General features: G+C 64.3%; 11 protein-coding genes. 4 read left to right on the plus strand and 7 right to left on the minus strand.

What is annotated here, in order from left to right:
- Window positions 1-4 precede the first annotated feature (4 nt).
- The 4 genes from MESCI2_RS0114595 to MESCI2_RS0114610 form a co-directional block, all read right to left on the minus strand.
- Window positions 5-907 (minus strand): branched-chain amino acid ABC transporter permease, encoded by a 903-nt coding sequence (locus MESCI2_RS0114595; protein WP_027037233.1) that lies wholly within the window; start codon window positions 905-907, stop codon window positions 5-7.
- 334 nt (window positions 908-1,241) lie between these two features.
- On the minus strand, window positions 1,242-2,243 hold the full coding sequence (locus tag MESCI2_RS0114600; RefSeq protein WP_027037234.1) for a 4-hydroxyproline epimerase: 1,002 nt from the start codon (window positions 2,241-2,243) through the stop codon (window positions 1,242-1,244).
- A gap of 31 nt (window positions 2,244-2,274) precedes the next feature.
- Complete coding sequence (locus MESCI2_RS0114605) at window positions 2,275-3,525, minus strand: NAD(P)/FAD-dependent oxidoreductase (RefSeq protein WP_027037235.1); 1,251 nt, start codon at window positions 3,523-3,525, stop codon at window positions 2,275-2,277.
- Window positions 3,526-3,715: 190 nt separating this feature from the next.
- Window positions 3,716-4,609 carry a dihydrodipicolinate synthase family protein gene (locus tag MESCI2_RS0114610; RefSeq protein ID WP_027037236.1) on the minus strand — a complete coding sequence of 298 codons (894 nt, stop codon included), beginning with the start codon at window positions 4,607-4,609 and terminating at the stop codon, window positions 3,716-3,718.
- A 111-nt stretch (window positions 4,610-4,720) separates the two neighbouring features.
- Between MESCI2_RS0114610 and MESCI2_RS0114615 the strand changes: the two genes are divergently transcribed.
- Complete coding sequence (locus MESCI2_RS0114615) at window positions 4,721-5,371, plus strand: GntR family transcriptional regulator (protein WP_032900807.1); 651 nt, start codon at window positions 4,721-4,723, stop codon at window positions 5,369-5,371.
- Between the two features lie 84 nt (window positions 5,372-5,455).
- Here the strand turns inward: MESCI2_RS0114615 and MESCI2_RS0114620 are convergent, their stop codons facing one another.
- A complete protein-coding gene (locus MESCI2_RS0114620; RefSeq protein WP_023811796.1) occupies window positions 5,456-6,952 on the minus strand; it encodes a CoA-acylating methylmalonate-semialdehyde dehydrogenase in 1,497 nt (498 codons plus the stop codon).
- Between the two features lie 391 nt (window positions 6,953-7,343).
- Between MESCI2_RS0114620 and MESCI2_RS0114625 the strand changes: the two genes are divergently transcribed.
- The 3 genes from MESCI2_RS0114625 to MESCI2_RS0114635 all read left to right on the plus strand — a co-directional run bounded on the left by MESCI2_RS0114625 (window position 7,344) and on the right by MESCI2_RS0114635 (window position 10,920).
- Window positions 7,344-8,225, plus strand: a complete 882-nt coding sequence (locus MESCI2_RS0114625) for a LysR family transcriptional regulator (RefSeq protein ID WP_027037238.1) — start codon at window positions 7,344-7,346, stop codon at window positions 8,223-8,225.
- Between the two features lie 98 nt (window positions 8,226-8,323).
- On the plus strand, window positions 8,324-8,767 hold the full coding sequence (locus MESCI2_RS0114630) for a hypothetical protein (protein ID WP_027037239.1): 444 nt from the start codon (window positions 8,324-8,326) through the stop codon (window positions 8,765-8,767).
- Entirely contained in the window at window positions 8,764-10,920 is a 2,157-nt protein-coding gene (locus tag MESCI2_RS0114635; protein ID WP_027037240.1) for a phospholipase D-like domain-containing protein, read from the plus strand. The genes MESCI2_RS0114630 and MESCI2_RS0114635 overlap by 4 nt, the downstream gene beginning before the upstream one ends.
- Window positions 10,921-10,924: 4 nt before the next feature.
- Here the strand turns inward: MESCI2_RS0114635 and MESCI2_RS0114640 are convergent, their stop codons facing one another.
- Both MESCI2_RS0114640 and MESCI2_RS0114645 read right to left on the minus strand, forming a co-directional pair.
- On the minus strand, window positions 10,925-12,181 hold the full coding sequence (locus tag MESCI2_RS0114640) for a D-amino acid dehydrogenase (protein ID WP_027037241.1): 1,257 nt from the start codon (window positions 12,179-12,181) through the stop codon (window positions 10,925-10,927).
- 119 nt (window positions 12,182-12,300) lie between these two features.
- Complete coding sequence (locus MESCI2_RS0114645) at window positions 12,301-12,855, minus strand: nucleoside-diphosphate kinase (protein WP_081738738.1); 555 nt, start codon at window positions 12,853-12,855, stop codon at window positions 12,301-12,303.
- Between the last annotated feature and the right edge of the window lie 2 nt (window positions 12,856-12,857).

Below are 12,857 nucleotides of genomic sequence, written 5' to 3' on the forward strand. Positions count from 1 at the left end.
GGTCTCAGACCTTTTCGACTTCTGGCCGGCCCAATATGCCGGAAGGCAGGAAGATCAGCACAATGGCCAGGATCGAGAACGCCGCGACGTCCTTGTAGTCGATTGAGAAATAGGCCGACCACATGCTCTCGATGAAGCCGATTAGCAGCCCGCCGACCACCGCGCCCGGCAGCGAACCGATGCCGCCCAGCACCGCCGCCGTGAAGGCTTTCACGCCCGGCGTGAAGCCATCCGAGAAGGCAATGACGCCGTAATACATCAGGAACAAAGTGCCCGCGACCGCGGCAAGGGCCGCACCCATGATGAAGGTGATCGAGATGGTACGGTCGACATCGATGCCGAGCAGCGCCGCCATCTTGCGGTCCTGCTCACAGGCCCGTTGCGCTCGCCCGAGTGAGGTCTTGTTGACCAGATACCAGAACAGCGCCAGCAGCAGCGCCGTGACGACGACGATGATGATCTGCTTCAGCGACACGCTGATGCCGTTGATGTTGTAAACCTGGCTGACCATCGGCGGGATCGGCTTGTTGCGGGGACCCTGCGTCACCTGGACGAAGTTTGACAGCGCGATCGACATGCCGATGGCAGTGATCAGCGGCGCCAGTCGGAACGAACCGCGCAGCGGCCGGTAGGCCACCTTCTCAATAGTCCAGTTGTAGAGGCTGGTGAGCAGCATCGCCACGATCATCATGACCAGCAGCGCCACCACAACGGGCACCGAATAGAACAGCGCGCCCAGTGCGAGAAAGACGATCAGTGCCGTGAAGGCACCCACCATGAAGATGTCGCCATGGGCGAAATTGATCATGCCGATGATGCCGTAGACCATCGTGTAGCCGATCGCGATCAGCCCATAGATCGATCCCAGCGTCAGCCCGTTGATAAGCTGCTGGACAAAGTACTGCATGTGTACATGGCTCCCCTGGAATGTCGCCCATGCAGACGCATTCCTTTTCGTATTTCCCCTAGTCGTAAAGTTTCGAGCCCGGATTGCAACGTCCTTTTTCAATCGTCATGCGTGTTTTCGAAGCACGCTGTCCGATTGCCCGTTTTCCATCATCCGACCCCTGGACTATCGCGGACCCTATCATTGGCATAACGCAATGTCTTTGACGATTCGACCGCATCATGCGCTCCGTTTCGAAGAAATCGCCGTCAAAATTAGGTGATGAAAGGAATCCTTGCGTTTCTGGCACGATCCATTTTTCAAGCCGTTGCTTTCCGCAAGGTCAGGATTCCCATCACTTGACAACAAATCCGTGCGCGAACGGGTCGCGGTCGTCGATGAAGATGGTGTTCAGTCCGGTCATCCGCGCCCAGCCGCCGATCGAGGGGATGATGGCCGGTTTGCCGGCCACGCTGACATCCTTTTCGACCTTGCCCTTGAACAGCGAACCGATGATCGATTCATGCACGAAGCCGTCGCCGGCCTTGAGTTTGCCCTTGGCATGAAGCTGCGCCATGCGCGCCGAGGTGCCGGTGCCGCAGGGCGAGCGGTCGATCGCCTTGTCGCCGTAGAACACGGCATTGCGGGCATCCGCTCCATCCACCGTCGGCGCACCGGTCCACAGCATGTGCGACAGCCGGTTGATGCCCGGGTTTTCCGGATGCACGAAGGAATATTTCTCATTGAGCCGCTGGCGCACCACCGGGCTCCAGGCGATGAAGTCGCCAGCCGAATAATCGGCCATGTCGCGATAGTTCTTCTGCGGTTCGACGATGGCGTAGAAGTTGCCGCCATAGGCGACGTCGACGGTGATTTCACCGAGCCCGGGGCATTCGACCGTCAACCCTTCGGCATGGAGGAAGGACGGCACATTGGTGATGCGCACCTCCTCGACATAATCGCCAACCTGCTTGTATTCCGCGATGACCAGCCCGGCCGGCGTGTCGAGCCGAAGCACGCCCGGCGTCTTCGGCTTGATCAGACCGTGCTCGATCGCCATCGTCACCGTGCCGATGGTGCCATGGCCGCACATCGGCAGGCAGCCGGAGGTTTCGATGAACAGGATGGCGATGTCGCAATCCTCGCGCGTCGGCGGATAGAGGATCGAGCCGGACATCACGTCGTGGCCGCGCGGCTCGAACATCAGGCCGGTGCGGATCCAGTCATACTCGGCCAGGAAATGCGCACGCCGTTCCATCATCGTCGCGCCCTGCAACAGCGGGCCGCCGCCGGCGACCAGCCGCACCGGATTGCCGCAGGTGTGGCCGTCTATGCAGAAGAAGGATTTCTTGGCCATGACGCTCCTCGAAAAACAAAACCCGAAAAAATCAAAATCGTTGCGGACTGAAGGGGGCCAGATCGATCGGTGGAGTCTGCCCCAGGACAAGATCCCGGATCAACCGACCGGTGGCCGCCGCCTGGGTCAGGCCGAGATGGCCATGGCCGAAGGCATAGACCACCGACCGCCTTCCCGGCGCGCCGCCGATGACCGGCACTGAATCCGGCAGCGAGGGACGAAACCCCATCCATTCGCGCCCGCCCGAGGGATCGAGCCCCGGCAGGAATTTCTGCGCCTTCTGCAGCAGCGCCTTCGACCTGGCATAGTTGGGCGGCCGCTCGATGCCGCCGAGTTCGACGGCGCCGCCGACGCGCAGACCCGTTGCGAGCGGCGTGACGACGAAACCATGGCCGGAGAAGATCAGCATCCGCTTCGCGTCGAAGGCACTCGTCGGCAACGTGGTGTTGTAGCCGCGCTCGGTTTCCAGCGGAATGCGATCGCCGAGCTGCTTCGCCAGCAGATGCGACCATGCACCGGCGGCGACGACGAGGTGTCGCGCCTGCCTTGTGGTGCCGTCTGCCAAGGTCAGCGTCGCACCATTCTTATCCGCCGCGACTTGGCTGATCCGGGCCAGCTCAAAGCGGGCGCCCTTGGCCTGCGCATAGGCCCACACCGCCTTGCCCAGCAGTTTCGGGTCGGCGACCGTCTTCCATCCCGGCACGAACGTGCCTTTGATGAAGCGCGGCGACAGCCCCGGCTGCAAGGCGGCCAGTTCCTCGCCCTCGACATGGCGGAAACCGATGCCGAAACGCTCACGCGCCGCCCAGCCGGGCAGCCCGGCCTGGAACTCGGCTTCGCTTTCGTAGAGCTCGAGCGAGCCATCCTCGCGCAGCATCGACCGCGTACCGGAGCGATCGAGCAAGCCCATCCACTCCGCCTCGGCGAGCTTCATCATGCCCGCCTGAGCGGCAAGGCTCGCCTCGTATTTTCCCGGCGCACCGGCGCGCCAGAAGCGAATCAGCCAGGGCAGAAGCCTAGGCAGATAGGCGGGCGGGATGCTGAGCGGGCCGAGCGGATCGGCCAGCCATTTCGGCAGCTGCCGCATCATGCCCTTGTGGGCCAGCGGCAGCACGTCGGAGAAGGCGAAGGCGGCGGCATTGCCGGAGCTCGTCTCCTCGCAAATGCCGGTGCGGTCGAAGATCGTGACCCTGCGTCCGGCCTCGGCGAGAGAAGCGGCTGCACAGATGCCGATGATGCCGCCACCGATGATGGCGATGTCGATTGCAGCATCCTTGTTCATGGCCGCGCGCCGCACTGCATGTCCCGACCGTCGTTTCGACCCTTGCAGCTAGCCCCCTCATCCGACCCTTCGGGCCACCTTCTCCCCGTTGGGGAGAAGAGGCTGACGCCGCCGTTGGCGACCTCTTCTCCCCTCGGGGAGAAGGTGGCCGCGTAGCGGTCGGATGAGGGGGCCTGTGGCATTGCGATCCTCAGAACTGCGGCAGCTTCGGCCGAACCGCGAGCGCATCCTTGACGATCTTCTCGACGGCCTTGCGGCGCTCGCCCGACAGCGGCTGGCGCGGCATGCGAACGCGGTCATTTGTGTCGATCGCGAACACTTCGGCAAGCTTGATGTTTTGGACCAGATAGGTCGAGACGTCGAGATCGAGCAGCGGCCGGAACCAGCGGTAGATGGCGAGCGCCTCCTCGCGGCGGCCCTGCTTCATCAGCTGGAATATGGCGACGGTCTCGCGCGGGAAGGCTGTGACCAGTCCCGCGACCCAGCCGATGGCGCCGACCGACAGCGCCTCGAAGGCCAGATTGTCGACGCCGGTGAACAGGTCGTAGCGAGTGCCCAGGCGATTGATGATCTCGGTCGAACGACGGATGTCGTCGGAGGATTCCTTGATCGCGACAAAGCGCTTGTCCGACGCCAGCTCCTCCATCTGGTCGACGCTGACGTCGACGCGGTAAGCAAGCCGGTTGGAGTAGATCATGACCGGCAGGTCGCCCGCCTGCGCGACCGCGCGCAGCGCCGCGACCGTCTCTTCCGCATTGGTGTGGTAGATCGGGCTCGGCACGACCATGAGGCCATTGGCGCCTTCTTTGGCGGCGCGCTTGGCGATGCTGGCCGCCTCGCGTGTGCCGGCCTCGTTGACGGTCAGCAGCACGGGCTTCTTGCCGGCGACCTTCTGCGCGGTCTTCAGCACTTCGATCTTTTCGTCGGGCGACAGCATCGGCCCTTCGCCGAGCGATCCGCAGACGATGATGCCGTCGCAGCCGGCCTCCATCTGCAGGCTGAAGCAGCGCTCCATCTCGGCATGATCGAGACGATCATCCGCGGTGAATTTGGTCGTGACGGCAGGAAAAACTCCGGTCCACATGATCATCTCTCCATCTGATATATCAGCGGTATATCTATTAACAAACCCGCTGTCAATGCGGATTCCGTTATGATATATTCAAGATATATCAGGAGAGCGCATTTGATATCCATGGCAGCAAACACCTCGGCGGAGCCGGCCGCGACCAGGGCATACCATGTGCTCGAGCACATGATCGTCACGCTCGAACTGGCCCCGGCAAGCTTCGTCACCGAGGGCGCCCTGATCGACAGGCTCGGGCTTGGCAGGACACCGGTGCGCGAGGCGATCCAGCGGCTGGCCTGGGAAGGGCTGCTCGACGTCAGGCCGCGCGCCGGCATCGCCATCGCCCCGCTCCATCCCGGCGACTGGTTGCGTGTGCTCGATGCGCGTCGAGGCGTCGAGGTGGTGCTCGCCCGCTCGGCCGCCCGCTTCGTCACCCGCGAAGCCGCCGACCTGTTTCACGAAGCAGCGCTTGCCATGCAGAAGGCGGTGATCTCGGGTAATGTGCTTGCCTTCATCCAGGCCGACAAGGCACTCGACGAAGCGCTGGCGCTGGCTGCCGACAATCCCTTCGCCGCCCGTCTGGCCGCCCCCTTGCAGACCCACAGCCGCCGCTTCTGGTTCCGCTACAAGGCCGAGACCGGTCTTGCCGAATCCGCCGAGCACCATGTCGCGCTGATCCGCTCGATCCTTGCTGGCGACGAGGAGGCCGCGGCCAAGGATGCCAAACGCCTGATGGCGCTGCTACGCGGCCACGCCGAGGTTGCCGCAACGCGCTAGGCAGAAACAGAAAGGGCGCGACAAAAGCCGCGCCCTCAAATCCGGGACTATTTCTCCTGATGTCAGTTCATCGTCGGCCCGATGTCAGTTCATCGTCGGGATGACGAACTCGGCGCCATCCTTGATGCCGGACGGCCAGCGCGAGGTCACCGTCTTGGTCTTGGTGTAGAAGCGGAACGCGTCCGGGCCGTGCTGGTTGAGGTCGCCGAAGGAAGATGCCTTCCAACCGCCGAAGGTGTAGTAGGCGATCGGCACCGGGATCGGGACGTTGATGCCGACCATGCCGACCTGGACACGGCTTGCGAAGTCGCGCGCGGCATCGCCGTCGCGGGTGAAGATGGCGACGCCATTGCCCATCTCGTGGTCGTTGGCGAGCTTGATCGCGCTCTCATAGGTCGGCGCGCGCACCACCGAGAGCACCGGCCCGAAGATCTCTTCCTTGTAGATACGCATATCGGCGGTCACATTGTCGAACAGGCAGCCGCCCATATAGTAGCCGTCTTCATAGCCCTGCATGGAGAAGCCGCGGCCGTCGACGACCAGCTTGGCGCCTTCCTTGACGCCGGTGTCGACATAGCCCTTGACCCGCTCCAGGGCCTGCGCCGTCACCAGCGGGCCGAAATCGGCGGAAGAGTCGGTCGAAGGACCGACCTTCAGGCTTTCGACGCGCGGGATCAGCTTTTCCATCAGCCGGTTGGCGGTGTCGTTGCCGACAGGCACGGCGACCGAGATCGCCATGCAGCGTTCGCCGGCCGAGCCGTAGCCGGCACCGATCAGCGCGTCGACGGTCTGGTCCATGTCGGCATCGGGCATGATGATCATGTGGTTCTTGGCGCCGCCGAAGCACTGCACGCGTTTGCCGGCGGCCGTGCCGCGCGAATAGATGTAATGGGCGATTGGCGTCGAGCCGACAAAGCCGATGGCCTTGATGTCGGGATCGTCGAGGATGGCGTCGACGACGTCCTTGTCGCCATTGACGACGTTGAGGATGCCCGCCGGCAGGCCGGCCTCGAGGAACAGTTCGGCGATGCGCATCGGTACGCCCGGATCGCGCTCCGAAGGCTTCAGGATGAAGGCGTTGCCGCAAGCGATGGCCGGCGCGATCTTCCAAAGCGGGATCATTGCCGGGAAGTTGAACGGCGTGATGCCGGCGACGACGCCGAGAGGCTGGCGCATCGAGTAGACGTCGATGCCGGGGCCGGCGCCGTCGGTGAATTCGCCCTTCATCATATGCGGCGCGCCGATGCAGACCTCGACCACTTCGAGGCCGCGCTGGATGTCGCCCTTGGCATCGGCGATCGTCTTGCCGTGCTCGCGCGCCAGGATGTCGGCCAGTTCGTCATAGTCGCGGGCGACCAGTTCGAGAAACTTCATCAGCACGCGCACGCGGCGCTGCGGGTTGGTTGCGGCCCATTTCGGCTGCGCAGCCTTGGCATTCTCGACAGCCGCGCGCAGTTCCGCCTGCGAAGCCAGCGCCACCGTGCCGCGCACGGAGCCGTCCATCGGCTGCATGACATCCTGCTTGCGGCCGCTGGTCCCGGCGACATGCTTGCCGCCGATGAAATGACCATAATCGATCATGATTTCTCTCCCTTGTTCGTGATGCTGCATTGTCCGCCTTTGGCCGGCGGATGGCAACGCGACGGAGAACGCAACCGTTGTGCGGAGAATAGATAACGATTGACGAGCGAGCATCAATTCCCGCAAATGATGTTATCCCGAGACGACGCCCGAGGATTGACAGGTTGAGTTCCTTCGCGCCCCCCCTCTGTCCTGCCGGACATCTCCCCAGCCTTCACCCTCCCCCTTGTGGGGAGGGTCGGCGAGCGGTCGGAGCGAAGCGGAGATCGTTCGACGGGGTGGGGGTCTGGCGCCAGCGTCACCCCCACCCCGCTCCGCTACTCGGATCGATCTACCGGGGCGAGCCACGGGTCTCGCCCGTCCTTCGGACCCCCACAAGGGGGAGGGTAAGATGAACTGGGATGATGTCCGCATCTTCCTTGCCGTGGCGCGCGCCGGCCAGATCCTTGGCGCGGCCAAACGGCTGGAGCTCAACCACGCCACCGTCTCGCGCCGCATCGCCGCACTCGAGGAAGCGCTGCGCACGAAACTTTTCCGTCGGCTGACCACCGGCAGCGAGCTGACGCCCGCCGGCGAGCGTTTTCTCGACATTGCCGAGCGCATGGAGGGCGACATGATCGCCGCGCGCTCGACCATTTCAGGCGAAGGCGACGACGTTTCCGGCACGGTGCGCATTGGCGCGCCCGACGGTTTTGGCGTCGCCTTCCTGGCCAAGCGCCTCGGCGAACTGACCGCCCTGCACCGCGAACTGACGATCCAGCTTGTGCCGGTGCCGCGCTCCTTCTCGCTGTCGCGCCGCGAGGCCGACATCGCCATCACCGTCGAGCGGCCGACCGAAGGCCGGCTGGTGGCGGGAAAGCTGGTCGACTACTCGCTCGGCCTGTTTGCCTCGCGCGCCTACGCCGATGCCAATGGCTTGCCCAACACCGCCGCCGAGCTCGGCCAGCACACGCTGATCGGCTACGTGCCGGACCTCATCGTCAGTCCCTCGCTCGACTATGCCGCCGAATTCAGCACGGACTGGCGCACCAGCTTCGCCATCTCCTCGGCGCTCGGCCAGGCCGAGGCGGTGCGCTCGGGCGCCGGCATCGGCATCCTGCACACCTTCGTCGCCCGCTCGATGCCGGAATTGGTATCCGTCGATGTGGTCGCGCCGATCCGCCGTGCCTACTGGCTGGTCTATCACGAATCGGTCAGGCCGCTGCGCCGCGTCCAGATCGTCGCCAGCTTCATCACCAAGATGGTGGAGCGGGAGCGGAGCCTATTTGTTTAGCCGTGCCGCCTTTTCCTTGCCACAAAACCGGCCAGAGTGGCATCAGACGTGCAGCCGCCGCGTAGAGACGATCCCTTAGAAAGCTGGCGCGGATAGACATGCGAGCCGTTCTTGCCATCCTGCCGCTGCTTTTCGTTTCCGCTTGCGCCAATCCGTGGACGAAGGTCCCGGAAGCCGAACTGCCCAAGCCGATCCGCTACGCCATGGCGCGGCCTTCGCCTTTCGTCTTCGGCAATTATTGCGGCCCTGGCACCCGCACCGGCGATCTATCGGCCCGGCCGGCCGACCGCCTCGATGCGGTCTGCCAGGCGCATGATGCCTGCTACATCGCCCGCCACAACCATTGCGACTGCGACGGCACCCTGGTCGCCTCGACGAAAGCGATCCGTGACGACAAGACAGCGCCACGCAAAATGCGCGGCGAGGCCGAACTGCTGATCGCCACCTTCGCCATTCCCGTCTGCAAGGTCTTCCCGCAAGGCTTCATGCCGCCGCGCGATCCCGCGCAATTGAGCGCCCTGAAGGCCGGAGCCGCCGGGTGAAGGGTCGCGCATCCATTGCCATCGTTCTGTTCGGGCTGGCTGTTCTTGCCGGCTGTGCCGGCGCTGGCCGCAATGCCTGCGATCTCCTGCAAGGCCAGAGCGCTTGCGCGCGACCCGCGCTCTCGGCCGAGACAGCTGGGCCGCGGATCGCCGGTTCGCAGTTTTTCGGTGACGCCGGCACCAGCGACTACGAAAAACGGTTCCTGGCGCTGCTCGCCCACCACCAGCTTGGCGCCATGGACCGCGCCAACGGCACCGGCCCTTTCGGCCACGACCGCCATGAAATCGCCAACAGCGATTTCCAGGCGACCTACCGGACGCTGCAGCAACTGGCCGGGCCGGTTGCTGAAACGCATCTGCCGCCGGCCGGCGCCAACAGCGGCGAGGGTCATTTCGACGGACGCTGGCGGGTGTCGCGGCAGACGCTCTACATCGATGCGGCGGCGCGGCGTTCGGCGCCCAGGGTGTTCGATTTCTCCGGCCTGCAGGCGCGCAGCGTCGAGATCGTGCTGCGTCAGGCCGGCAAGCAACCGGCCGACATCGAAGGCACCTGCGACGGCACGCTGGCGATCCGTACCGGCGGCGGTTCACGCACCATCGCCGCGGGCACCGCATTCCGTTTTCGCCTGACCGGCGAGGATGACACGGTCAGCCTGTTTCCAAGTGACGGTCTGAACCGCTGCACGGCAAGGATCCGCTCCAGCCTCGCCCCGGCCGGCGCGCCGCTCACCATCCGGCGCGAAGAGGCCGCCGATCCGGCTCTCGCCGCCTTCGACAGTCGCTACGAGCGTTGCCCGACGCCAGACCCAACCGGCCTCGATCCTCTCAGCCGCGCCTTCTATGCCAGCCGTTGGCTGTCGCAGACCTGTGCCTTGCCGATCGGAAAGCCGCGCCTGCTGCGCAAGTCGCGCGATGGCTTCAACGCCAAGGTCGAGGCGTTGATGGGAGCGCCGCTGTCCGACAGCGCCATCGACAAGGGCGACCCGGAGCTGCCGCTCGACTTCTCCAAGGCGCCAAGGCTGAAGCTGATCTACCTGTCGTCCCTGGAGTTCAAGGCCGACTTCTCCGGCCGCATCATCGAACGGCTGATCCGTCATCATGCGGCCCTCGGCACCAAGGTGCGCATCCTGGTCACCGACGTGCTGGAGCGCGACAAGGACGACGCCATGCTGCATCGGCTGGCGGCCGAATTCCCCAATGTCGAGCTGCGGGAATATCGCTGGCGGGCGGACCATGGCGCGCCGATCGACGAGCAGATCTCACAATTGCACAAGGTTCATCACGTCAAGATGCTGGCGACGCTTGCCGACGATCCCGGGCGCTCACGCGCCATCATCGGCGGCCGCAACATCCATGATGGCTTCCTGTTCCACCAGCCGATCGATCTGTCGCGCTATCCAGACCTTGAGCAATACGGCAAGACCGACGGGCTCTCACTGAACTACTATTCGAACTGGAGCGACTTCGACATCGAGTTCGCCGATCCGGCCACGGTCGAAACGCTGGCTGCGCATCTTTCGACAGTGTGGCTGCGCGACGCCGACACCAATCTGGCGCGCCCCTTCTCCATTCCGGTCCGGTCCGACGGCGCCCGCCCGTCAGGCACGGCACGACACTTCATTTCGGTGCCTTACGAGGATGGCCATGCGCTGGAGGATTATTTCGTCGAGCTGGTCGACGCCGCCCAGCACCATATCCAGATCGTCAATCCCTATCTCAACCTGACACCGAAACTTGGCCTCGCCTTCGACCGGGCGCTCGCGCGCGGCGTCAGGATCGACATTGTCGGCCGCATCGATCTCAAGGGCGATATCGGCGGCAAGTTTCTCACCGCCCTCAACAAGCTGTTTGTCGAGAAATATGGCGACCGCATCAACATCCGCGAGTTCAAGGCGCCTGACGTGGTGCTGCATTCCAAGATCATGATGATCGACGAAAGGCTGGTCGCCATCTCGTCGGTCAATCTCAACAACCGCAGCTTCTTCCACGACAGTGAGAACGGCATGATGGTGCTCGATCCGGCCTTCTACACCAGGATGAAGCCGATCTATGACGACTATGTCGCCCACTCCAATCCGGTCGCCACCAATGTGACGATCCCGTGGGCCTACCGGCTGCTTTTCGACGAGGACTGGGTCCGGCAGGCGTTCTGACCCTCTACCGCAGATAGCGCTCCTGCGCGAGGTCGCGGACGTCGATGTCAGGCACCCGGCTGGAGATGATGTCGGCCAGCACCTTGCCCGAGCCGCAGGCCATGGTCCAGCCAAGCGTGCCGTGGCCGGTGTTGAGATAGAGATTGGAGAGCTCGGTGCGGCCGATCAGCGGCGGACCATCCGGCGTCATCGGCCGCAGCCCGCACCAGAACGTCGCGTCCCGCATCGCGCCGGCGCCCGGAAAGAGATCGCCGACCGAGTGTTCCAGCGTGCGCCGCCGCGATTCGTGCAGCCTGAGGTCGAAGCCGGAAATCTCGGCCGTGCCGCCAACCCGGATGCGGTTCCCAAGCCGGGTGATCGCCACCTTGTAGGTCTCGTCCATCACCGTCGACACAGGTGCCGCGGCGGCGTCCTTGATCGGCACGGTGATCGAATAGCCCTTGACCGGATAGACCGGGATCGGCCGCTTCACCCGGCGCATGAAACCCGCCGAATAACTGCCCATCGCCATCACATAGGCGTCGGCGGTCTTCCAGCCCTTGCTGGTGCTGAGATTGGCGATGCGGTTGCGGCTTCGGATGACGCGCCACACCGTCACGTCGTATTCGAACTTGACGCCGCGCGCCACGCAAAGCTCGGCCAGCCGGTCGGTGAACATCTTGCAGTCGCCGGTCTCGTCGTGCGGCAACCTGAGGCCGCCGACGAACTTTTCGCGCACCCCGGCCAGGCCCGGCTCGGCCGCGATGCAGCCGTCCTGGTCGAGGATCTCGTAAGGCACGCCATACTTCTTCAGCACCTCGACATCGCCGCCGGTGCCGTCGAGCTGCTTTTGCGTGCGGAACAGCTGCAGCGTGCCCTGGGTGCGCTCGTCATAGGCGATGCCGGTCGCTTCGCGCAGCGCCTTCAGCGTGTCGCGGCTGTATTCGGCGAGCGGCACCATGCGCGCCTTGTTGATCGCATAGCGCTCGGCCGTGCAGTTGCGCAGCATCTTGATCAGCCATGTCCACATGTGCGGGTCGAAGGCCGGCCGCACCACCAGCGGGCCATGCTTCATCAGCAGCCATTTGATCGCCTTCAGCGGAATGCCGGGTCCGGCCCAGGGCGAGGCGTAGCCGGGCGAAATCTCGCCGGCATTGGCGAAGCTGGTTTCCAGCGCCGGGCCTTTCTGGCGGTCGAGAACCGTCACCTCGTGACCGGCCTCGGCAAGAAAGTACGCCGTGGTCACTCCGATGACGCCGCCGCCCAGCACCATGATCTTCATCGTTCACTCCTTGCCGCCGCACGTCCTTGAGGACGCCTCGACGCGGCCGCATTTCCGATTTGCGCACGATCCCCGGCGAAAATCGATGCCGACTTTCGGGATCGTGCAGTGTTGCCTGTTCACGCCGCCGTGGGACCGGGGTCGTCATCCCCTGTCTGCCGCATTCCGGCCCTTTCGCCAAGGGGCCGCCAATCGGCTGCGGCGCTGTAGACGAGGGTGAGCCCATGCGGCCGTCGCGCCTCGTCTTGGGATTTCTCCCTGACGGCACGCCGCGCGGCCTCCGGCTGGTAGAGCACGGTCGCGATCAGGACCGACTCCCGCCTGCCGTCGGCCTGTTCGATCCATGCAGTCCGGCCCTCGGCCATGCCGAGCATGCAAAGCCCCCGCCTTGTCATGATCGACAGGCTGGAGCCGACCGGACCGCGCACCTCGTTCTGCACCAGGGTCCGGGTCTGGGCAGGGCCGGCATCGACACGAAACACCAGCCTGCTGTTCATCGTCACGATATCGGATCCGACCGAATCGATCGCGACGACCTCGGCTTTGGAAAGCTTGTCTTCAAGCATTGGAACAATCGGATCCGCGAAAGCCCGCCGACGCTCCAACATGATCTCGAGGACGGCGAAGTCCTTCGTCGTCAGCCGGAAATTCGCGCCTGTCATCGCCGTCTCCATGA

The sequence above is a fragment of the Mesorhizobium ciceri WSM4083 genome (assembly GCF_000519305.1).
Lineage (GTDB): Bacteria > Pseudomonadota > Alphaproteobacteria > Rhizobiales > Rhizobiaceae > Mesorhizobium > Mesorhizobium ciceri_B.